Origin of the sequence: Coxiella endosymbiont of Amblyomma nuttalli (genome assembly GCF_018107685.1) — a bacterium.
GTDB lineage: Bacteria > Pseudomonadota > Gammaproteobacteria > Coxiellales > Coxiellaceae > Coxiella.
This window is the reverse complement of record NZ_CP064834.1, coordinates 337,923-359,480: the sequence shown is the minus strand read 5'-3', so window position 1 is coordinate 359,480 and position 21,558 is coordinate 337,923. Positions and strand designations below refer to the sequence as shown.

Genomic DNA, 21,558 nt, shown 5'->3' with positions numbered 1-21,558 from the left:
CCTACTCCGTAATCTCTTGAATGACTTTCCCACGCTTTGCAGCTACGGATTCTGGTGTTTCCATTGTCTTTAATCCTTTAAATGTCGCGCGAACTACGTTAATCGGATTTGAAGAACCAATACATTTTGATAACACATTTTGTACACCCATCACTTCAAAAATGGCACGCATTGCATTACCAGCAATTACTCCTGTGCCTTCTGAGGCAGGTAACATCAATACGGTTGACGATACGTGCGAAGCTTTAATGGAATGATGTAAAGTGTTGCCTCGCAGATGTACAGAGATCATGTTACGACGTGCACTTTCTGTCGCTTTTTGAATTGCAACCGGCACTTCTCTAGCTTTACCTAAACCAAAACCGACTTTACCTTCACCATCACCAGCTACCACCAGTGCAGAGAAGCCAAAAACACGCCCCCCTTTAACAACTTTAGCTGTTCGTCGCACTTCAACCAATTTATCTTGTATTCCGTCCGTTATCGTATCAGTACCTGCTTCTTGCATAAATACACCCTACTTTTTAGTATTCTAACCCGCCTTTGCGTGCCGCTTCTGCGAGCGCACGTACACGACCATGATATTTATAACCACTACGATCAAAAGCCACTTTTGTAACACCTACTTTTTTTGCACGCTCTGCAATAAGTCTCCCTACCATGGTAGCTGCCTGAATATTACCACCATATTGCAATTGACTTTTTATTTTTTCTTCTACAGTCGATGCGGTAGTTAATACGTTAGCATCAGTGTCTACAATCAGTTGTGTATAGATATGATTAAGTGACCGATAAACGCATAAACGCACTATACCCAATTTTTTGATTTTTTCTCGCGTTCGACGCGCACGGCGCAATCGTTTTCGTCGTTTATCCATTATTTCTTTTTTACCTCTTTAAGAACCACACGTTCATCATCATATCGTATACCTTTACCTTTATAGGGTTCCGGCGGTCTTATCGCACGAATATTTGCGGCCATCTGGCAAACCGAAAATTTATCAGCGCCTTTGATGATTATTTCAGTCGCGCTCGGGGTTTCTACAGAAAGGCCGACTGTCATTTCTATCTTAATTGGATGGGATAGACCTACTGTCACGTGAAGTATCTTACCCTCTGCTTTAGCCCGATAGCCCACACCTACCATCACCAATTTACGTTGAAATCCTTTATGAACACCATGTATCATGTTCCTCAGTATCGCTCGAGTTGTTCCCGCCAGTGCATTAGATGTCGTTAAATCATATTTATCACATATCGGCATTAATTGAAGTTCGTATTCTCTCCTTATAACTTTGACAGCGCGGTGAATGTTTTGCTTAAGTTCACCTAACTTACCTTTCACAATCACCTGTTGCGCTTCTATCTTCACATCAACGCCAGCAGGAATTTCAATCGGACTTTTAGCAACACGACTCACCATACATGATTTCTCCTAACTGACGTAACAGAGGACTTCTCCGCCCTCGCCTTGACGATATGCTTGACGATTAGACATGACACCCTTTGAAGTCGAAATAATTGAGATTCCCAAACCATTTTTAACCGTTGGTAACTCATCTTTACCGCTATAAACGCGTAATGCAGGACGACTGACTCGCTCAATATACGCAATAACGGGCTTCCCTTCATGATATTTCAATTCAATAATCAACAGAGATTTTATTAAACCACCTTCTTTACGATAATCAACAATATATCCTTCTGCTTTAAGAACCTCTGCAATACTTAATTTTAATGTTGACAAAGGTATTGTGACTGCTTTTTTTGCTACTGCTTGTGCATTACGTATACGCGTTAGCATATCTGAAATAGGATCCTGCATCATAATCACCAGCTCGCTTTTTTTAAACCAGGGACATCACCTCGCATCGCTGCTTCACGCAGATGGATGCGACATAATGCAAATTTTCTCAATATACCACGAGAACGACCACAATTACGGCACCGGATTCTCACGCGCACAGCGCTTTCATTTCTCGAGCTTTTTTGCAGTTGCAACATTGCAATTTCTTGTTCTTCTGGCCATCCTTTTCGAACAGTTTCTTTAAGCTCCAGCCGTTTTTTACGCGCTGATTGTGATTTTTGGATACGTTTTTTGTTTCGTTCAATAACACTCAATTTCGCCATGCATGCTCCTTAGTCCTTTAATGGAAAACCAAAGGCTTTTAATAAAGCACTAGCTTCCGTATTTGTTTTTGCTGTTGTAGTAATGGTAACGTCCATTCCTCTAATAGTATCAATTTTATCATACTGAATTTCTGGAAAAGCAGTTTGCTCACGAATTCCCAGACTATAATTTCCGCGTCCATCGAATGATTTTGGATTAAGGCCACGAAAATCTCGAATACGTGGAATCGCAATTGAAATCAGTCGTTTTAAAAATTCATACATGCGTTCTCGACGTAAGGTGACTTTACAACCGATCGGCCATCCTGCACGGATTTTAAATCCTGCTTCTGATTTACGCGCATAGGTCACTACCGGTTTTTGTCCAGAAATTTTCATCATATCTACTACAGCATGCTCGACGTTTTTTTTATCCGCGACTGCTTCACCAAGTCCCATATTAAGCGTAATTTTCTGAATACGAGGAACAGCCATGTTAGATTCGAACCCGAACTCCTTTTGGAGAGCTGGTATAATAGTTTTATTATAAAATTCTCGTAGTTCGGTCATAATTATACTCTATACTAGTTCTTAGGATGACAAGTAAATCACACATCGATTGTTTCACCATTCGATCTAAAAGCACGTACTTTTGATCCATCTTCCAAAATTTTTATTTTTACTCGATCCGCTTTTTTAGTCGCTAGATTATATATAGCTACGTTAGAAACGTGAATACTTAATTCACGTCTAAGTATTCCACCTTGTTTATTTTTATTCGGGTTAGGTCGAACATGTTTTTTAGCCAGATTAACACCGTCAATTAAAATACGGTCACTAGAAAAAACCTCCAATACCCTACCTCGTCGTCCTTTATCTTTCCCTGTAATTACAATGACAGTATCATCTTTTTTAATTCTGCTCATCACTATTAGCTTCTACCTATAAAACTTCTAAAGCCAATGAAATAATTTTCATAAATTTCGACCTTAGTTCGCGAACCACCGGCCCAAAAATACGTGTCCCAATTGGTTGTAATTGATTATTTAGCAATACAACCGCATTCTTATCAAACCGAATCAAAGAACCATCACTACGACGAATACCTTTGTGTGTTCGCACCACCACGGCGTGCATCACTTCTCCCTTTTTTACTTTTGCTCGTGGAACTGCCTCCTTAACACTAACTTTAATTACATCACCAATACACGCGTATCGGCGTTTAGAACCACCTAATACTTTGATGCACATTACACGTCGTGCTCCACTATTATCTGCCACATCAATAACAGATTGTGCTTGAATCATCGTTGGTCTCTCACTGTACCTACCGTTTCCACTCTTTCTTTGATTTTGAGCAATGTCCAACTCTTAGTTTTTGCAATCGGTCTACATTCACGAATAGTAACTACGTCATGTTTTTGACATGCATTATCCGGATCATGTGCGTGTATTTTCGTGGAACGTCTAATAAATTTCCCATACTTGGGGTGTTGCACACGACGTTCAACTAATACGACAATGGTGTGCTGCATTTTATTACTTACCACCGTACCAGTCAGGGTACGTACCATTTTTTCACCTTTGTTCATGCTTCAATTCCTTTTCTTTCAAGAGGGTCTTAATACAAGCAATATTACGACGTATTTGTTTGTAAAGATGTGGCTGTGACATTTCTCTCATGCGTTTCTGCATACGAAAATTAAACTGCTCTTTTATTAAACTAAACAATTCTTCTCTTAGTTCATGCACTGATTGATTACGTAAGTTATTAATATTCATTTATATTACTCACATCTATATTACTCACATCACCGTCCGTTTCACAAATAAACATTTTACAGGTAATTTTGCTACTGCACGAGTGAATGCTGCACGTGCAAGTGCCTCATCAACTCCTTCAATTTCAAAAATCATCCGACCGGGTTGTACCAATGCAACCCAATATTCAACACTACCTTTACCTTTACCTTGTCGCACTTCTAAAGGCTTTTTTGTAATCGGTTTATCCGGAAAAATACGAATGATGATTTTCCCGCCTCGTTTAACATGGCGCGCCACCGCACGACGTGCTGCTTCCAATTGACGTGACGTAATGCGCGCACACGCTGTTGCTCTAAGACCAAATTCTCCAAAGCTGACTTGGTTACCCCGAGAGGCAACACCTCGATTTCGGCCTTTAAAATCTTTACGATATTTTCTGTCACTTGGTTGCAGCATTTAACTGTACCCTATTTACGCTTCTTCTTGCATTGCCTGTATGACAGTTGCTTCTTCAATGGATACTTTTGGTGTATGTGATTCGCCTTTAAAGATCCACACTTTTACTCCAATTATACCATAGGTAGTTTTTGCAATAGTCGTACTATAATCAATATTCGCTCGGAAAGTATGTAACGGGACTCGCCCCTCTCGATACCATTCTGTGCGTGCAATGTCAGCACCTCCTAAACGACCACTGACACTGATTTTAATACCAAGTGCTCCTTGACGCATAGTATTTTGCACAGCACGTTTCATGGCACGACGAAACATTATTCGACGTTCTAACTGCTGAGCAATATTTTCTGCTACCAATTTAGCGTCTAATTCCGGTTTTCTAATCTCTTCAATGGTAATATGTACAGGAACTTTCATCACCCTCGACATTTCAGCACGTAATTCTTCAATTTCTCCGCCTTTCTTACCGATAATAACACCAGGACGTGCTGAATAAATGGCGATTTTTGCATTACGCGCAGGTCTTTCGATTTGAATACGACTCACGGAAGCACCCTTCAAACGTCTTTCTAACAATTGTCTCACCTTCAAATCATCATTTAATTGATCTGCATAATCTTTTTTATCTGCATACCATTTGGATGTCCAACTTGTTGTGATACCCAATCGCATGCCTCTCGGGTTTACTTTTTGACCCATTAGTCATTCTCCGCTTTCGAATCTGCTACTTTAATAGTGATGTGACAGGTGCGCTTCATAATACGGTTTGCGCGACCACGAGCACGCGCATGAAATCGTTTTTGCATTGGACCTTCGTCAACCATTACTGTTGACACCTTTAGCTCATCAATATCTGCTCCTGCATTATGTTCCGCATTGGCGATCGCTGAATCTAACACTTTTTTCATGATAGCTGCTGCTTTTTTGTGGCTAAAACGCAATAAATCAATAGCTCGTTCAGCAGATAACCCGCGAACTTGATTAGCTACCAGACGTGCTTTCTGGGCCGAAATACGAATATATTTTGCTTTCGCGCTTACTTCCATTATCCCCCTTCCTTCTTCACCTTACGATCACTACCTGAGTGTGTGCGAAACATACGTGTAATCGCGAATTCACCTAATTTGTGACCCACCATATTTTCTGAGATATAAATTGGCACATGTTGACGACCGTTATGAATTGCGATCGTCAACCCGACCATTTCAGGAATTACCATTGAACGTCTAGACCAGGTTTTAATAGGGCGTCTACTGCCTTCCTTTTGTGCTTGTTCGATTTTCTTCATGAGATGATGGTCTACAAAAGGCCCTTTTTTAGTTGATCTTGGCACGTCTTATTCCCTCTTTATTTTTTACGTCGATCGCGAACAATCATATTGTTTGTACGTTTGTTTCGACGCGTTTTATAACCTTTGGTTGGCTTACCTGTTGGTGATACTGGATGACGGCCACCCGAAGTTTTGCCTTCACCACCACCATGCGGATGATCTACCGGATTCATCGCAACACCACGAACAGTAGGCCGTCGACCACACCATCGTTTAGCGCCTGCTTTACCAAATGAACGTAAACTATGTTCTGAATTTGATACTTCACCGATACAAGCCCGACAAGTTGCCAATATCTTACGCATCTCTCCCGAACGCATACGAACAATCGCATAAATATTTTCCTTAGCAATTAGTTGAGCCGAGGTTCCTGCACTACGAATTAACTGAGCCCCCTTTCCAGGCTTTAATTCCACGTTGTGGATTGTTGTTCCCAAAGGAATATTCTGCAATGGCAGACAATTACCTGGCTTAACTGGTGCTGCTTTTCCCGCCATAATCTTAGAGTTTTTATACACGCCTTTGGGTGCAATAATGTAACAACGTTCTCCATCAGGGTATAAAATCAATGCAATATGAGCACTACGATTCGGATCATACTCCAATCGTTCCACGATACCTTCGATGTTTTCTTTATCACGATTAAAATCAATAACGCGATAATGACGCTTGTGACCTCCTCCGCGTCGTCGTACTGTAATGCGACCTTGATTGTTACGACAATTAATTCGATTTTTACTTTCGACTAACGGTGCATACGGTGCGCCTTTATGTAGTTCTGGATTTACAATTTTAACAACAAATCGCCTTCCAGGTGATGTTGGTTTAACCTTTATTAATGCCATTATTTTTTATCCACTCTCATTCATGTGTTGCGATATTAATAATCTCACTTCCTGGCATTAGCGTGACGTAAGCTTTTTTCCAATTTTTACGCCGACCGCGTGTCTGTCGACATCGTGTGGTTTTTACTTTTAAATTACAAATGCGGACAGATCTCACAATAACACCAAATTGACCCTCGATAGCGCATTTAATTTCCGGTTTGATTGCACTACGTGTCACCTTAAACACATACTGCTCTTTTGTTGATGCACCTTTCTCTGAAATATGCGGAGCAAGAAGGATTTTTAATAATCTTTCTTTATTCATGCGAATCTCTCCTCGAGTTTTTTCATAGCATCAACAGTAATTAATACATTTTCTGCGGCTACCAAGCTTACTGGATCTACGTGAACTGTATCGCGAACAGAAACACCTACCATATTTCGTGAAGCCAAATTGATATTTCGATCATTATCATTGATAATAATCAATGCATTTTCAACACTAAGATTTTTCAGTGATTGCTTCAATTCACGTGTTTTAGGTTTACTCAATTTCAAAGAGTCCACCACTATTAACCGTTTTTGTCGAATTAACTCCGACAAAATAGATACCATGGCTGAGCGATACATTTTTCGATTCACTTTTTGAGAAAAGTCACGTGGTTTAGCAGCAAAAGCAACACCACCTGTTCGCCATAAAGGACTTCGAATACTACCTGCACGAGCGCGTCCAGTGCCCTTTTGTCGCCACGGTTTAACACCACCACCACTGACTTCACGACGTGTCTTTTGTGCTTTAGTACCTGCTCGTTTCATAGCTAAATAAGCAGTAATCACCTGATGCACCAAGCCTTCTTTGAATTTAGAATTAAAGGTATCATTACTAACGGTAATCTTGTTTACCTCTTTAATCTTGTTTACCTCTTTTTGATAAAACGCATGCACTGGCAGTTCCACTAATTACCTCTACACTTCTTCTTATTAGATTTCGTAATCATGACTTTCCCATTAGGGGCACCAGGTATAGCACCTTTAATTAGTAGTAAATGGCGTTTCAAATCGATTTTAACGATTTCCTGATTTTGTACAGTGCGATACACACTACCCATATGTCCAGGCATTCTCTTTCCTTTCCAAACGCGACCTGGTGATTGGCATTGGCCAATAGACCCTGGTGCTCGATGAGATAAAGAATTTCCATGAGTAGCATCTTGAGTTTGGAAATTATGGCGTTTTACCGTTCCTGCAAACCCTTTACCACGTGTTAATCCTCGCACGTCTACTTTTTGATTTTCTTTAAAAAGATCTACCTTTAATTCATCTCCAACTTTTACATCAGTAAGCTCGTCATCTTTAAGACGAATTTCATAAAGGCCATCACCTACCTCAATACCAGCTCTAGCATAATGACCCGCTATCGCCTTGTTAATAGTAAAGGTAGTTTTTATACCTCTTGTCATCTGAAGAGCTCGATAACCATCATTGCCCAGTATTTTAAGCTGGGCAATTCGATTAGGCATCACTTCAACCACTGTGATAGGTACAGAAACCCCCGTTTCCGTAAAAATACGTGTCATACCACACTTTCGACCAATTAATCCAATAGACACACTGTTTACTCCAGTTTATACCAATATAGTGCCCATCAAAATAGGACTATAGAGCGCAAAATAAGTTCTACTTTGCCAAAGTTACTTCAAAAATGTTGATCTTATTGTTCTACACTTATTTGTACATCAACTCCCGCTGCTAAATCCAGCTTCATGAGCGCATCCACCGTCTTATCCGTGGGTTGAAGAATATCCACTAATCGTTTATGTGTACGGATCTCATATTGATCACGCGCGTCTTTATCGACATGCGGTGACACTAATACAGTATAGTGCTCAATTTTAGTAGGCATTGGAATGGGTCCACGAATAATCGATCCCGTGCGACGCGCTGTCTCGACGATCTCTCGCGTAGAACGATCGATAAGACGATGATCAAACGCCTTCAATCGGATCCGTATACGTTGATTATTATTAACGACTGCCATATAACTTCCCGAATTTACTCAATAATTTTCGTTACGACCCCAGCTCCAACAGTTCGACCTCCTTCGCGTACCGCGAATCGTAATCCTTCATTCATAGCAACTGGCGCAATTAACTCTACCGTTACTTTTACATTATCGCCTGGCATTACCATCTCGACTGACGGCAATGTCAATTCACCAGTCACATCTGTTGTGCGAAAGTAAAACTGAGGTCTATATCCGGCTAAAAACGGTGTATGACGACCCCCTTCTTCTTTCGATAACACATATATCTCTGCTTCAAACTTTGCATGCGGGGTAATCGTTCCTGGTTTTGCTAATACTTGGCCTCGTTCCACTTCTTCTCGTTTTGTTCCCCTTAATAATATTCCTACATTATCTCCTGCTTCTCCTTGGTCTAATAACTTTCGGAACATCTCTACACCCGTACACGTCGTCCTTGTTGTTGTCTTAATACCTACAACTTCTATTTCATCACCTACCTTGATTATTCCTCGTTCAATACGACCGGTTACTACCGTTCCTCTCCCAGAAATTGAAAACACATCTTCTATGGGCATTAAAAACGGTTTCTCTATATCCCGTTTCGGCTCTATAAAGTATTCGTCCATCGCTTCTACTAACTTCAATACCGACAGCACCCCAAGCTCACTTTCATTACCCTCTAGTGCCTTTAGCGCTGAACCCACCACAATCGGAAGATCATCTCCCGCAAAATCATAACTGTTCAAAAGTTCTCGTACTTCCATCTCTACTAACTCTAACAATTCCTTGTCATCTACTATATCTGCTTTATTCAAAAACACCACCATCTTTGGAACACCTACTTGCTTTGCCAACACAATGTGCTCCCGTGTTTGTGGCATTGGACCATCTGCAGCACTTACCACCAATATTGCTCCATCCATTTGTGCCGCCCCAGTAATCATGTTTTTCACATAATCCGCGTGCCCCGGACAATCTACATGCGCATAATGACGTCTCGCACTTTGATATTCTACATGCGACGTCGCTATTGTTATCCCTCGCGCCCGTTCTTCTGGTGCGTTATCTATCTGATCAAAAGCTCTCGATTCTCCTCCAAACTTCTCCGCCAGCACCTTCGTTAACGCCGCTGTTAGTGTTGTTTTACCATGATCTACATGTCCTATCGTACCCACATTTAAATGTGGCTTTTCTCTTACAAATTTTTCCTTTGACATGTTTTTCTTGCACCTCTTGTTAACTTAATTAGCTTTATTATTTGATAAGCGCCTCAGCGATATTAGTTGGCACTTCAGCGTATTTTAAAAATTCCATCGTATAAGTTGCGCGCCCTTGACTTAATGAACGTAAATCAGTTGCATAACCAAACATTTCCGAAAGTGGCACTTCAACATCAACAATTTTACCAGCTGAACTCTCATGCATACCCTGAATAGTTCCTCGGCGACGATTAAGGTCACCAACTACATCACCCATATAATCTTCAGGGGTAATAACTTCTACCTTCATAACGGGCTCAAGCAAGATAGGATGAGCTTTAGCAGCACCTTCTTTAAAGCACATTAAGCCTGCGATTTTAAATGCCATTTCACTTGAGTCAACATCATGGTAAGAACCATCAAATATAGCTACCTTAACATCAACAACAGGATAACCAGCAACAATGCCATTTTCCATCTGATCTCGAACACCTTTTTCAACTGCTGGAATATATTCTTTTGGAACAGCACCACCTACAATTTCATTTGAAAACTCAAACCCTGATCCTGGTTCTTTTGGCTCAATCCGTAACCAAACATGACCATACTGTCCACGCCCACCGGTTTGTCGAACGTATTTACCCTCCTGTTCTACTATTTGACGAATGGTCTCACGATAAGCTACGCGAGGTTTACCTACATTAGCTTCCACACCAAATTCGCGCCTCATACGATCCACAACAATTTCGAGATGTAGCTCGCCCATTCCTGCGATAATGGTTTCTCCTGATTCCTCATCGGTACGCACCCGAAAAGAAGGATCCTCTTGCGCCAACTTGCTTAAAGCAATACCCATCTTTTCTTGATCTGCTTTTGTCTTAGGTTCGATGGCTACAGAAATAACAGGCTCTGGAAATTCCATTTTTTCCAACCTAATTGTACGTCGCTGATCACATAATGTATCACCTGTCGTCACATTTTTGAGTCCTACGGCTGCAGCAATATCACCCGCACGTACTTCTTTAATTTCTTCACGCGAATTAGCATGCATGCGCAACAACCGTCCAATACGTTCTTTCTTATTTTTAACAGAGTTATAAACAGAATCCCCCGATTTTAACACTCCAGAGTAAACGCGAAAAAAGGTCAGCGTACCAACAAACGGATCAGAGGCAATTTTAAAGGCCAACGATGCAAAGGGTGCATCATCTGATGCCACACAAAATCCTTCAGAACCATCACCTTCTTCACCTCGAATAGCAGGAACTTCTGTCGGAGCAGGTAAATATTCAATAACAGCATCGAGCAATGCTTGCACACCTTTATTCTTAAACGCGCTACCACATAACATAGGCACAATCTCATTAGCCAAGGTGCGCTGGCGCAAACCTTTTCGAATTTCATTAGAGGATAATGAACCGCCTCCTAAATATTTTTCCATTAATTCTTCAGAAGCTTCAGCAGCAGTTTCAACCATCTTATCATGCCATATTTTGGATTCGGCCTTAAGTTCTACAGGAATATCTTCTAGTGCATAGGTACGTCCTTTATCAGCCTCGCTCCAATAAATAGCTTTCATTCGAATCAAATCAACGACGCCCTTGAAATTTTCTTCAGCACAAATTGGAAATTGTACTGGTACCGGAACGGCTTTTAACCTGTTCTTAACCTGGTCAACAACTCTCATAAAATTGGCTCCTGGACGGTCCATTTTGTTGATAAAGCCTAAACGAGGCACGTGATAGCGATTAGCCTGTCGCCATACCGTTTCACTTTGAGGCTCTACACCACCGACAGAACAAAAAACAGCAACAGCGCCATCCAACACACGTAATGAACGTTCCACTTCAATGGTAAAATCAACATGTCCAGGCGTATCAATAAGGTTGATACGATACTTTGGATATTGTTGATCCATGCCCATCCAATAGCAAGTTGTTGCCGCAGAGGTGATGGTGATACCGCGTTCCTGTTCTTGCTCCATCCAATCCATCACGGCACTGCCCTCATGCACCTCGCCAATTTTATGAGACACACCTGTATAATATAGGATCCGTTCAGTTGTAGTTGTTTTACCCGCGTCAATATGTGCCATAATACCTATGTTACGCATACGATCTAATGGAATTTCTCGAACTGCCATCATTTTTTCTCTTACCATCGATAATGTGCAAATGCCTGGTTGGCTTTCGCCATACGATGTACTTCTTCTCGTTTCTTCACTGCACCCCCTCGATTTTCTACTGCATCGAGAATTTCACTTGCTAAACGTAAAGTCATTGTTTTTTCATTACGTTGATTCGCATACTCCGACAGCCATCGCATCGCTAATGTTTGACGTCGTACGGCGCGAATTTCTACTGGTACTTGATAAGTGGAACCGCCTACACGTCGTGATTTCACTTCGACACTTGGCATAACATTGCTCAAAGCCGTTCTAAATGTCTCTAGCGCTACTGCACGTGCTCCTCCATCCATGCGAATATTTCCAAAAAAGTGTTTTTTACCTTCTCCGCTTTCTCCGTTACCATCAGAGAACTTCCCTTGCACCAGCCTCGCAACTACACCAAGTGCTCCATAGACAATTTTTTCAGCAACTGATTTTTTGCCATTACGCATAACTGCATTAATAAATTTGGCTAAAAGCTCGCTACGAAAAAGCGGATCAGGAATAATTTCTCGTTTAGGTGCTGCCTTTCTTCGTGCCATTTAAAGCTTCTCCACACTTACTCTTTTGATTTCTTTTCTCCATACTTTGAGCGACCGCGACGTCGTCCTGAAACACCAGCAGTATCAAAACTACCACGTACTATATGATAGCGTACACCAGGTAAGTCCTTTACACGTCCGCCCCGAATCAATACGACAGAGTGTTCTTGTAAATTATGACCTTCACCACCAATATAGGCGGTCACTTCAGCACCGTTAGTAATACGCACACGAGCTACCTTCCGTAAGGCAGAGTTAGGTTTCTTAGGCGTCGTAGTATACACTCGTGTACATACTCCACGTTTTTGCGGAGAACCTTCTAGAGCCGGCACATCACTCTTTTTAAGTTTTGCACGACGCGGGTTCCTCACCAACTGATTAATTCTTGACATCAACACTCTCTCAAAAAAGACAATCCTATTACAAATTAACTACCAGTATTTCTAATGTATAAGAGCGGGGATTCTAAATAAAGGTAGTTCTTCATGTCAAGTTAAATCGCACAGAAACGGCAATCTTAATACCTCCATCCAGAAGCTTAATTACAGAACCTATATTTTGAAAATTCTTGCGTCCTTCTTTTCTTACTTGACTAAATTAGGTCTGATCCAACACTAAACATGTCCTAGTGGCTAAAAACTATTAGGGTACATTTCTCCTGCATTGTCCCCTGTTCTTACATGCATGAGAACATTTTTCAGATAAACGACTTCAGTTTCAATTTCCCTCAACACCATCCATTAGTTTGTTTTGTCCATATATTGCACAATCAAATCGAAAAGGATACACAAAACAAACTAATAGACCATTCCTTTACTCTGTCCTTACCTTATTATCTTTCAATTCTTTGTTTTATAAGAGCTATTCCCCACCTTTACAACGTTGTTGATGATAGCTAAAACCTGTTCCAGCCGGTATTAAACGCCCCACGATAACATTTTCTTTTAAGCCTCGTAAATCATCACGTTTTCCTCCTACCGAAGCTGCAGTCAACACACGAGTAGTCTCCTGGAAAGAAGCCGCTGAAATAAATGATTCAGTTGCCAAAGAGGCTTTGGTAATACCCAATAAGATGGGTTTAAACTCAGCTCTTTTTCCACCTTTCTTAAAAGTCTTCTCATTTTCTTCTCGTACCCGAGTTCGTTCAATCTGTTCATCTTGTAAAAATTCAGTATCACCAGCGTAAGTGATTTTCACTTTACGCAACATTTGACGAACAATAACCTCGATATGTTTGTCGTTAATTTTTACTCCTTGTAAACGATAGACCTCTTGTACTTCATTAACTATGTAATTTGATAACGCATTGACACCCAAAAGACGCAAAATATCATGTGGATCTCTCGGACCGTCTGCAATAACTTCCCCTTTTTCTACTATTTCTCCTTCAAAAACACTTACGTGACGCCATTTTGGAATTAATTCTTCATGTATTGTTCCATCAGGAGCTGTAATAACAAGGCGACCTTTATGTTTAGTATCTTTTCCAAAGCTTATTACCCCAGAAATTTCAGCTAAAATAGCTGCATCCTTTGGTCGGCGAGCTTCAAATAGATCGGCCACCCGAGGTAAACCACCCGTAATATCTCGTGTTTTCGACGTTTCTTGTGGAATACGTGCTAAAACATCACCGATGCCGACCATCTCACCATCTTCTTTTGTTAAAATTGTGCCTTCTGGCAGGAAGTAGTGAGCAGGTACTTTTTTACCACCTGGCAAAAAGAGGTCGTGATTATTTTCGTCAACCAATTTTACCATTGGACGCAGTTCTCTACCACTGACGCTCCGTTGTTTAGTTGAGGTTACCACAATACTACTCAAACCGGTCAATTCATCGGTTTGACGATTCATCGTAATGCCATCTGCTAGATCCACAAAATGCAAAATACCTGCTACTTCAGTGATAATCGGATGAGTATGCGGATCCCATTGAGCTACCATCTGACCAGCTTTTACAGAAACACCATCATGGATAGTAATCGTCGCACCATAAGGTACATTATAATGTTCTCGTTCACCTCCCTGAGCATCTTGCACCACAAGCTCGCCTGAACGTGAAATTGCAACTAAATTACCGTTAGCTTGTTCAACAGTCTTCAAGTTTCGCAGTTTTATCTTACCAACCGATTTAACTTCGATACTATTAGCCGTCGTCGCTCTTGATGCCGCACCACCAATATGGAAGGTACGCATTGTTAACTGCGTGCCAGGTTCACCGATGGATTGCGCAGCTACCACACCAATTGCTTCACCCACATTAACTATGTGACCGCGAGCCAGGTCACGACCATAACACATTGAACAAATACCATAAGGAGTATCGCAAGTAATGGCGGATCGTACCTTAACACGATCAATGCTGTGCTCTTCAAGGATATCGACAAGTTTTTCGTCCAGTAATGTATCTTTAGCAATAAGTTCTTTTTGTGATTTTGAACTAGTTACAGAGTCTGCTAGTACACGCCCCAGCACACGTTCGCGCAGCGGCTCCACAACATCGCCTCCTTCAATATGGGGCATCATTTCAATGCTGGCATTAGTACCGCAATCATACTCTGTCACCACTAAATCTTGCGCGACATCGACCAAACGTCGCGTCAAATAACCTGAATTAGCAGTTTTTAACGCCGTATCTGCCAAACCTTTTCTCGCACCGTGAGTAGAAATAAAGTACTGTAAAACATTTAATCCTTCTCGGAAGTTAGCGGTAATCGGTGTTTCAATAATGGTACCATCGGGTTTGGCCATCAAACCTCGCATACCTGCCAATTGACGTATTTGCGCTGCTGAACCCCTAGCGCCGGAATCGGACATCATGTATATGGAATTAAAAGAATTTTGAATAACCTCCTTACCATGAGTATTTTTGACTTTCTCGATCGCAATTTTTTCCATCATCGCTTTAGCCACTTGATCGTTAGTACGTGACCAAATATCAATAACTTTATTGCGACGTTCGCCGTAGGTTACTAAGCCAGAAGCATATTGCTTTTCAATTTCACGAACCTCCTCCTCCGCTTCTGAAATAATGGCGCCTTTTTGTTCCGGCAGGACGAGGTCGTTAACTCCAATAGATACTCCCGAGTATGTGGCGTAATGGAAACCCATATACATTAATTTGTCTGCAAAAATAACAGTTACCTTAAGACCCAGATTGCGGTAACAGATATCAAGTAACTTTGTTACCGCTTTTTTCGTCATGGGTTGATCAATTAATACAAATGGTAGTCCTGCGGGAACAATCTGCCACAATAAGACACGACCCACAGTGGTATTAGTTAATAGCTCACGTTTTCCTGTCTGACCTATTTCATCTAAAATACTTTCTTTAATACGAACAGCAATGCGCGCGTGTAAAGCTACTTTTCCATTTTCATAAGCGCGAACTACTTCATCTACATCTGCAAATTTCATATTTTCACCTTTCGCATTTACGCGATCACGAGTGATGTAGTAGAGTCCTAGCACCACATCATGAGTAGGTACAATAATAGGTTCACCATTAGCAGGATGTAAGACATTGTTGGTAGACATCATTAACGAACGCGCTTCCAATTGTGCCTCCAGTGTTAGTGGCACGTGCACTGCCATTTGGTCACCATCGAAGTCAGCGTTATAGGCTGTACAAACAAGTGGATGTAATTGAATAGCTTTTCCTTCAACTAAAACGGGTTCAAATGCTTGAATTCCTAAACGATGTAACGTTGGCGCGCGATTTAATAAGATAGGATGCTCACGAATCACTTCTTCTAAAATATCCCATACTTCGGGCGCTTCACTTTCAACCATCTTCTTGGCAGCTTTAATTGTAGTTGCTAAACCACGGCGCTGTAATTTACCAAAAATAAACGGTTTAAATAATTCCAGTGCCATTTTCTTTGGTAAACCTGCTTGATGTAATTTTAAGGTAGGGCCAACTACGATCACTGAACGACCAGAATAATCTACACGTTTACCTAATAAATTTTGACGGAAACGACCAGATTTACCTTTAATCATATCTGCAAGCGACTTGAGTGGTCGGCGATTAGAACCTAAAATCATTCGTCCCCGACGACCATTATCTAGCAATGCATCAACCGCCTCTTGTAGCATTCGCTTTTCATTACGCACGATAATATCTGGAGCTTTTAGATCCAACAAGCGCTTTAATCTATTATTCCGATTAATCACGCGACGATATAGATCGTTCAGATCTGAAGTGGCAAAACGTCCACCATCGAGTGGTACCAGCGGTCGAAGATCAGGTGGCAGAACGGGTAAGACGGTCAATATCATCCATTCTGGCTTATTATTTGATTCCAAAAAAGCAATCAAGACTTTAAGTCGCTTAGTGAGTTTCTTCATTTTGGTTTCTGAAGTTGTACCTGGTAATTCTGCACGCAACGCTTCTACTTCTGTTGCAACACTAATGTCACGTAACAACCGTTGAATTGCTTCTGCGCCCATCAGCGCGATAAATTCGTCACCATATTCTTCCAATGCATCGAGATAAGCTTCTTCGGAAAGTAATTGCTGCGGTTCTAAATCAGTCATGCCAGGATCTACGACCACATAAGTTTCAAAATAAAGAATGCGTTCAATATCACGTAAAGTCATGTCGAGTAATAATCCAATACGTGAAGGTAACGACTTAAGATACCATATGTGTGCTACGGGAGAAGCCAATTCGATGTGACCCATACGATCACGACGCACTTTAGATAATGTCACCTCCACACCGCATTTTTCGCAAATAACACCACGATGTTTTAAACGTTTGTATTTACCGCACAAGCATTCATAATCTTTAATGGGGCCGAAAATTTTTGCGCAAAATAAACCGTCCCGTTCAGGTTTAAATGTACGATAATTGATCGTCTCCGGTTTTTTCACTTCACCATATGACCACGAGCGCACTTCTTCAGGAGATGCGAGTTTAATGCACAGCGCATCAAATTCAGATGCGCGCTTGTCATGTTTTAGTTGTTTTAATAAGTCTCTCACAAGACATTCTCCAATTATTCATTCTCTAAACTAATATCGATCGCCAACGAACGAATTTCTTTAATCAAAACGTTAAATGATTCCGGCATACCCGCATCCATTCGGTGATCTCCATCTACAATATTTTTATACATACGCGTGCGACCTGTTACGTCATCTGATTTGACAGTTAACATTTCTTGTAATGTGTATGCGGCACCATAAGCTTCCAACGCCCATACTTCCATTTCACCGAATCGTTGTCCACCGAATTGCGCTTTGCCACCTAATGGTTGTTGTGTCACTAAACTATACGAACCTGTTGAACGCGCATGCATTTTGTCATCCACGAGATGGTTTAACTTCAGCATATACATATATCCCACTGTTACTGGTCGATCAAATTTTTTTCCAGTTCGACCATCACGCAATACAGCTTGACCAGATGTTGGAAGATCTGCCATTTCTAATAAACGTTTAATTTCTTCTTCCGTTGCGCCATCAAATACTGGAGATGAAATTGGTACTCCTTTGCGCAAATTTTTCGCTAAAGTAACAATTTCGTTATCGTTTAGTATATCTAAGTCAAATTTCTGCGTGGTTGCAAAATCGTAAATAAGTTTAAGGGATTTACGCAACTGTTTGATATCAAAATCATTTTCGAGAAGATTACCGATTTTATTACCCAAGCCTTTTGCTGCCCACCCTAAGTGAGTTTCTAATACTTGTCCAATATTCATCCGTGAAGGTACTCCCAATGGATTTAGAACAATATCTACCGGAGTTCCATCTTCTAAATATGGCATATCTTCTACCGGCACGATGGTGGAAATAACTCCTTTATTGCCATGACGGCCTGCCATTTTATCACCTGCCTGAATCCGGCGTTTTACCGCTAAATATACTTTGACGATCTTAATGACACCCGGCGATAAATCGCCGCCTTGTATTAATTTTTCGTGGAAATGCTTCAGTTTGGCCTCGCGTGTTTTATGCAGTTCTTCATAATGCTCATGTGCTGCTTTTAGACGTTTAATAATGTTATCGTCTGACAGGTGGATTTCAAACCATTTTTGGCGTGACAATCCTGATAAATAGTCCTTCGTAATGCTTGTACCGTTCGTTAATTTAAGTGGTCCACCCAAAGCAACACTTTTAACCAATAATTTTTCCAGATTTTCAAATAATGCATCTTCACGAACACGAAGTTCATCGTTAAGATCCTTCTGCACTTTTGCCAATGCAGCTTTTTCAATATCTAAATCACGCTGATCTTTCTTAATCCCCTCACGTGTAAAAATACGCACATCGATGACAGTACCATTAATACCTGGCGTCACGCGCAATGAAGTATCTTTTACATCGGATGCCTTTTCACTGAAAATAGCGCGTAATAATTTTTCTTCAGGAGTAAGTTGTGTTTCTCCTTTTGGTGTTACTTTACCAACTAAAATATCACCAGAATTTACTTGAGCTCCAATATGAACAATACCGGATTCATCTAGTTTTGCTAAGGCACTCTCACCAACGTTAGGAATATCAGCCGTGATTTCTTCTGATCCTAAGCGAGTATCACGTGCAATACAGGTAAATTCTTGGATATGAATCGTGGTAAAACGTTCTTCTTCTACTAATCTTTCAGAAATTAAAATCGAATCTTCGAAGTTATAGCCATTCCACGGCATAAAGGCGACCAATAAATTTTGTCCGAGTGCAAGTTCACCAATATCAGTAGATGGACCATCAGCTAACACATCTCCCCTTTTTATTTTATCGCCTACTTCTACAATGGGACGTTGGTTGATGCACGTGTTTTGATTAGAACGGGTAAATTTCGTTAAATTATAAATATCAACACCGCTATCATCGTTTTCCGTTTCTTTTAAGTCTACGTGAATGACAATACGTGAAGCATCAACAGAATCCACAATACCACTACGTTTAGCAATAACAGCCACACCTGAATCTACTGCTACCGTGCGTTCCATGCCAGTCCCTACCAACGGTGTTTCTGGGCGAATCGTTGGCACAGCTTGTCGTTGCATGTTTGATCCCATCAGTGCACGATTGGCATCGTCGTGCTCCAAAAATGGAATTAACGCAGCGGCTACTGATACAATTTGTCGTGGTGATACATCCATATAATTAACTCTATCTGGTGTTGTTAATGTAAATTCACCTCTGTATCGGCAAGAAATTAAATCATTCACCATACGACCTTTTCCATCGATATTCGTGTTAGCTTGTGCGATATAAAAATCACCTTCTTCAATAGCCGATAAATATTCTGTTTCATCCGTTACCACTCCATTAATGACCTTTCGATAAGGTGTTTCCAAGAATCCATATTCATTAGCTCGTGCAAAAACAGCTAACGAATTAATTAAGCCGATATTAGGGCCCTCCGGTGTTTCAATTGGGCAGACACGACCGTAATGCGTCGGATGTACATCACGTACCTCAAATCCGGCGCGTTCACGAGTTAACCCACCTGGTCCCAACGCTGACACACGACGTTTATGGGTAACTTCTGAAAGCGGATTATTTTGATCCATAAATTGAGACAGCTGACTTGATCCAAAAAATTCTTTAATAGCCGCTGAAACTGGTTTTGCATTGACTAAGTCTTGAGGCATTAAGTGCTCAATATCAGCGAGACTCAATCGATCCTTTACTGCACGTTCCACACGAACTAATCCGACGCGAAATTGATTTTCTGCCATTTCGCCGACACTTCGGATACGTCGATTACCTAAATGATCGATATCGTCGACATCGCCTTTTCCATCACGGATATCTACCAATACGCGTAAAACATCGACTATGTCTTTTTTGGACAAGATGCTTGGACCGGTCAATTCTTTTCGTCCAACGCGACGATTAAATTTCATGCGCCCCACGGAAGATAAGTCGTAACGTTCAATTGAGAAAAATAAGTTTTCAAATAAACTTTCAGCAGCTTCTTTAGTAGGTGGTTCACCAGGCCGCATAATGCGGTAAATTTCAACTAATGCTTCGAGCCGATTATTCGTTGTATCAAGACGTAGTGTTTCCGAAACATATGGACCGCATTCAATCTCATTAATATATAATGTCTGTAATAAACAAAGATTATTAGCCCGCAATTTTTTCAATAAGTCAGCGGTAATTTCATCATTAGCATGCGCAATAATCTCACCAGTTTCTTTATTAACTAATGTCTTTGCAATGACTTTACCATACAAATATTCATCAGATAATTCTAACTTATCTAATCCTGCTTCTTCGATAAGATTGATGTGCCGCGCTGAAACCCGACGATTGGCTTCAACAATTACTTTGCCCTTATCATCTCTAATTTCGATCGGCGCTAGTTCTCTACGTAATCGTTGGGGCACTAACTCCAGTATAACGCTTCCCCGTTTATTATTAATATGTAAAAGGTTTGTCTGATAAAACATATCAAGTATTTGCTCAGTATCATAACCAAGTGCTCGCAGCATTACTGTCGCGGGTAATTTACGACGCCGGTCAATACGGACAAATAAACAATCCTTCTGATCAAATTCAAAATCAAGCCATGAACCACGATAAGGAATTAGACGTGCGGAATATAGTAATTTTCCAGAAGAATGTGTTTTTCCTTTATCATGCTCAAAAAATACACCAGGAGAGCGATGTAGTTGAGAAACTACTACTCGCTCAGTACCATTAATAACTAAACTTCCTGTTTCTGTCATGAGTGGAATCTCACCCATATAAACTTCCTGCTCTTTTACGTATTTAATGGTTTTTTTTCCAGCAGGTGCATCTTTATCATAAATGACTAATCGCATGCTAACCTTTAATGGCGCTGCATAAGTAGAGCCCCGTAATTTACATTCTTCAACACCAAAAATCGATTTTTCATCCAAACTATAACCGACGTATTCCAAATAGGCATGACCAGAATAGCTCGTAATGGGAAAAACTGATTTAAATGCAGCCTCAAGACCAGTATCTTCACGTCTTTCAGACGCGATATCTTTCTGTAAAAATTTTCGATAAGACTCTATTTGTGTTTCCAATAAATAAGGCATTTTTAGTACCTCGATCTCGCGTTTTCCTAAATTGATACGCGCACGCTTTTTCTCAGAATAAGAAATTATGACCGGATTTCTGCTTCTAACACTTATTTGTGCCATGAACACACCTCAT

At 40.8% G+C, this 21,558-nt stretch carries 24 protein-coding genes and 1 pseudogene; all 25 read right to left on the bottom strand.

From position 1 onward, the window contains the following. Position 1: 1 nt before the first annotated feature. On the bottom strand, positions 2-508 hold the full coding sequence (gene rpsE / locus CEAn_RS01305; RefSeq protein WP_211924023.1) for a 30S ribosomal protein S5: 507 nt from the start codon (positions 506-508) through the stop codon (positions 2-4). Between the two features lie 16 nt (positions 509-524). Beyond that, complete coding sequence (rplR, locus tag CEAn_RS01300) at positions 525-878, bottom strand: 50S ribosomal protein L18 (protein WP_211924022.1); 354 nt, start codon at positions 876-878, stop codon at positions 525-527. Beyond that, a complete protein-coding gene (gene rplF / locus CEAn_RS01295; protein WP_440131439.1) occupies positions 878-1,423 on the bottom strand; it encodes a 50S ribosomal protein L6 in 546 nt (181 codons plus the stop codon). The genes rplR and rplF overlap by 1 nt, the downstream gene beginning before the upstream one ends. A gap of 12 nt (positions 1,424-1,435) precedes the next feature. After that, a complete protein-coding gene (gene rpsH / locus CEAn_RS01290; protein WP_211924138.1) occupies positions 1,436-1,825 on the bottom strand; it encodes a 30S ribosomal protein S8 in 390 nt (129 codons plus the stop codon). Between the two features lie 5 nt (positions 1,826-1,830). Then, positions 1,831-2,130 (bottom strand): 30S ribosomal protein S14, encoded by a 300-nt coding sequence (gene rpsN / locus CEAn_RS01285; RefSeq protein ID WP_211924021.1) that lies wholly within the window; start codon positions 2,128-2,130, stop codon positions 1,831-1,833. Between the two features lie 9 nt (positions 2,131-2,139). Then, entirely contained in the window at positions 2,140-2,679 is a 540-nt protein-coding gene (rplE, locus tag CEAn_RS01280; RefSeq protein WP_211924020.1) for a 50S ribosomal protein L5, read from the bottom strand. Between the two features lie 38 nt (positions 2,680-2,717). Beyond that, the gene (gene rplX / locus CEAn_RS01275; protein ID WP_211924019.1) at positions 2,718-3,035 is read right to left on the bottom strand and encodes a 50S ribosomal protein L24; all 318 of its coding nucleotides are present in this window, start codon (positions 3,033-3,035) and stop codon (positions 2,718-2,720) included. A 16-nt stretch (positions 3,036-3,051) separates the two neighbouring features. Then, positions 3,052-3,417, bottom strand: coding sequence for a 50S ribosomal protein L14 (gene rplN, locus CEAn_RS01270; RefSeq protein WP_211924018.1), 366 nt, complete (start codon positions 3,415-3,417; stop codon positions 3,052-3,054). Then, positions 3,414-3,683 carry a 30S ribosomal protein S17 gene (gene rpsQ / locus CEAn_RS01265; RefSeq protein ID WP_211924137.1) on the bottom strand — a complete coding sequence of 90 codons (270 nt, stop codon included), beginning with the start codon at positions 3,681-3,683 and terminating at the stop codon, positions 3,414-3,416. Before rpsQ ends, rplN begins: the two co-directional genes overlap by 4 nt. Positions 3,684-3,687: 4 nt before the next feature. Further along, the gene (gene rpmC / locus CEAn_RS01260; RefSeq protein ID WP_211924017.1) at positions 3,688-3,891 is read right to left on the bottom strand and encodes a 50S ribosomal protein L29; all 204 of its coding nucleotides are present in this window, start codon (positions 3,889-3,891) and stop codon (positions 3,688-3,690) included. A gap of 24 nt (positions 3,892-3,915) precedes the next feature. Continuing rightward, positions 3,916-4,329 (bottom strand): 50S ribosomal protein L16, encoded by a 414-nt coding sequence (rplP, locus tag CEAn_RS01255; protein WP_211924016.1) that lies wholly within the window; start codon positions 4,327-4,329, stop codon positions 3,916-3,918. Positions 4,330-4,344: 15 nt separating this feature from the next. Further along, a complete protein-coding gene (gene rpsC, locus CEAn_RS01250) occupies positions 4,345-5,028 on the bottom strand; it encodes a 30S ribosomal protein S3 (RefSeq protein WP_211924015.1) in 684 nt (227 codons plus the stop codon). Then, positions 5,028-5,375, bottom strand: a complete 348-nt coding sequence (gene rplV, locus CEAn_RS01245) for a 50S ribosomal protein L22 (RefSeq protein ID WP_211924014.1) — start codon at positions 5,373-5,375, stop codon at positions 5,028-5,030. Before rplV ends, rpsC begins: the two co-directional genes overlap by 1 nt. Then, on the bottom strand, positions 5,375-5,662 hold the full coding sequence (gene rpsS, locus CEAn_RS01240) for a 30S ribosomal protein S19 (protein WP_211924013.1): 288 nt from the start codon (positions 5,660-5,662) through the stop codon (positions 5,375-5,377). Before rpsS ends, rplV begins: the two co-directional genes overlap by 1 nt. Positions 5,663-5,676: 14 nt before the next feature. Next, positions 5,677-6,504: a 50S ribosomal protein L2 gene (gene rplB / locus CEAn_RS01235; protein ID WP_211924012.1), complete on the bottom strand. Its 828-nt coding sequence runs from the start codon at positions 6,502-6,504 to the stop codon at positions 5,677-5,679. 16 nt (positions 6,505-6,520) lie between these two features. After that, on the bottom strand, positions 6,521-6,811 hold the full coding sequence (gene rplW / locus CEAn_RS01230; protein ID WP_211924011.1) for a 50S ribosomal protein L23: 291 nt from the start codon (positions 6,809-6,811) through the stop codon (positions 6,521-6,523). Then, entirely contained in the window at positions 6,808-7,443 is a 636-nt protein-coding gene (gene rplD / locus CEAn_RS01225) for a 50S ribosomal protein L4 (protein ID WP_211924010.1), read from the bottom strand. Before rplD ends, rplW begins: the two co-directional genes overlap by 4 nt. After that, positions 7,443-8,096 carry a 50S ribosomal protein L3 gene (gene rplC / locus CEAn_RS01220; protein ID WP_211924009.1) on the bottom strand — a complete coding sequence of 218 codons (654 nt, stop codon included), beginning with the start codon at positions 8,094-8,096 and terminating at the stop codon, positions 7,443-7,445. The genes rplD and rplC overlap by 1 nt, the downstream gene beginning before the upstream one ends. A gap of 101 nt (positions 8,097-8,197) precedes the next feature. Continuing rightward, positions 8,198-8,524, bottom strand: coding sequence for a 30S ribosomal protein S10 (gene rpsJ, locus CEAn_RS01215; RefSeq protein ID WP_211924008.1), 327 nt, complete (start codon positions 8,522-8,524; stop codon positions 8,198-8,200). Positions 8,525-8,538: 14 nt separating this feature from the next. After that, positions 8,539-9,726 (bottom strand): elongation factor Tu, encoded by a 1,188-nt coding sequence (gene tuf, locus CEAn_RS01210; RefSeq protein WP_211923999.1) that lies wholly within the window; start codon positions 9,724-9,726, stop codon positions 8,539-8,541. A gap of 37 nt (positions 9,727-9,763) precedes the next feature. Next, a complete protein-coding gene (gene fusA, locus CEAn_RS01205) occupies positions 9,764-11,854 on the bottom strand; it encodes an elongation factor G (protein ID WP_211924136.1) in 2,091 nt (696 codons plus the stop codon). Positions 11,855-11,862: 8 nt separating this feature from the next. Continuing rightward, positions 11,863-12,417 carry a 30S ribosomal protein S7 gene (gene rpsG, locus CEAn_RS01200; protein ID WP_211924007.1) on the bottom strand — a complete coding sequence of 185 codons (555 nt, stop codon included), beginning with the start codon at positions 12,415-12,417 and terminating at the stop codon, positions 11,863-11,865. A 17-nt stretch (positions 12,418-12,434) separates the two neighbouring features. Beyond that, the gene (rpsL, locus tag CEAn_RS01195) at positions 12,435-12,809 is read right to left on the bottom strand and encodes a 30S ribosomal protein S12 (protein ID WP_211924006.1); all 375 of its coding nucleotides are present in this window, start codon (positions 12,807-12,809) and stop codon (positions 12,435-12,437) included. A 487-nt stretch (positions 12,810-13,296) separates the two neighbouring features. Further along, positions 13,297-17,403, bottom strand: a pseudogene (gene rpoC, locus CEAn_RS01190) (DNA-directed RNA polymerase subunit beta'); the annotation flags it as partial. Between the two features lie 14 nt (positions 17,404-17,417). After that, complete coding sequence (gene rpoB, locus CEAn_RS01185) at positions 17,418-21,551, bottom strand: DNA-directed RNA polymerase subunit beta (RefSeq protein WP_211924004.1); 4,134 nt, start codon at positions 21,549-21,551, stop codon at positions 17,418-17,420. Positions 21,552-21,558: the final 7 nt, after the last annotated feature.

Coding starts and splice junctions, on each gene's coding strand:
- rplP (WP_211924016.1), bottom strand. CDS start 4,329: ATGCTGCAACCAAGTGACAGAAAATATCGTAAAGATTTTAAAGGCCGA.
- fusA (WP_211924136.1), bottom strand. CDS start 11,854: ATGATGGCAGTTCGAGAAATTCCATTAGATCGTATGCGTAACATAGGT.
- tuf (WP_211923999.1), bottom strand. CDS start 9,726: ATGTCAAAGGAAAAATTTGTAAGAGAAAAGCCACATTTAAATGTGGGT.
- rpsG (WP_211924007.1), bottom strand. CDS start 12,417: ATGGCACGAAGAAAGGCAGCACCTAAACGAGAAATTATTCCTGATCCG.
- rplR (WP_211924022.1), bottom strand. CDS start 878: ATGGATAAACGACGAAAACGATTGCGCCGTGCGCGTCGAACGCGAGAA.
- rpsH (WP_211924138.1), bottom strand. CDS start 1,825: ATGCAGGATCCTATTTCAGATATGCTAACGCGTATACGTAATGCACAA.
- rplW (WP_211924011.1), bottom strand. CDS start 6,811: ATGAATAAAGAAAGATTATTAAAAATCCTTCTTGCTCCGCATATTTCA.
- rpsC (WP_211924015.1), bottom strand. CDS start 5,028: ATGGGTCAAAAAGTAAACCCGAGAGGCATGCGATTGGGTATCACAACA.
- rpsJ (WP_211924008.1), bottom strand. CDS start 8,524: ATGGCAGTCGTTAATAATAATCAACGTATACGGATCCGATTGAAGGCG.
- rpsL (WP_211924006.1), bottom strand. CDS start 12,809: ATGTCAAGAATTAATCAGTTGGTGAGGAACCCGCGTCGTGCAAAACTT.
- rplF (WP_440131439.1), bottom strand. CDS start 1,423: ATGGTGAGTCGTGTTGCTAAAAGTCCGATTGAAATTCCTGCTGGCGTT.
- rpsQ (WP_211924137.1), bottom strand. CDS start 3,683: ATGGTACGTACCCTGACTGGTACGGTGGTAAGTAATAAAATGCAGCAC.
- rpsN (WP_211924021.1), bottom strand. CDS start 2,130: ATGGCGAAATTGAGTGTTATTGAACGAAACAAAAAACGTATCCAAAAA.
- rplN (WP_211924018.1), bottom strand. CDS start 3,417: ATGATTCAAGCACAATCTGTTATTGATGTGGCAGATAATAGTGGAGCA.
- rpmC (WP_211924017.1), bottom strand. CDS start 3,891: ATGAATATTAATAACTTACGTAATCAATCAGTGCATGAACTAAGAGAA.
- rplB (WP_211924012.1), bottom strand. CDS start 6,504: ATGGCATTAATAAAGGTTAAACCAACATCACCTGGAAGGCGATTTGTT.
- rplE (WP_211924020.1), bottom strand. CDS start 2,679: ATGACCGAACTACGAGAATTTTATAATAAAACTATTATACCAGCTCTC.
- rplV (WP_211924014.1), bottom strand. CDS start 5,375: ATGGAAGTAAGCGCGAAAGCAAAATATATTCGTATTTCGGCCCAGAAA.
- rplX (WP_211924019.1), bottom strand. CDS start 3,035: ATGAGCAGAATTAAAAAAGATGATACTGTCATTGTAATTACAGGGAAA.
- rpsE (WP_211924023.1), bottom strand. CDS start 508: ATGCAAGAAGCAGGTACTGATACGATAACGGACGGAATACAAGATAAA.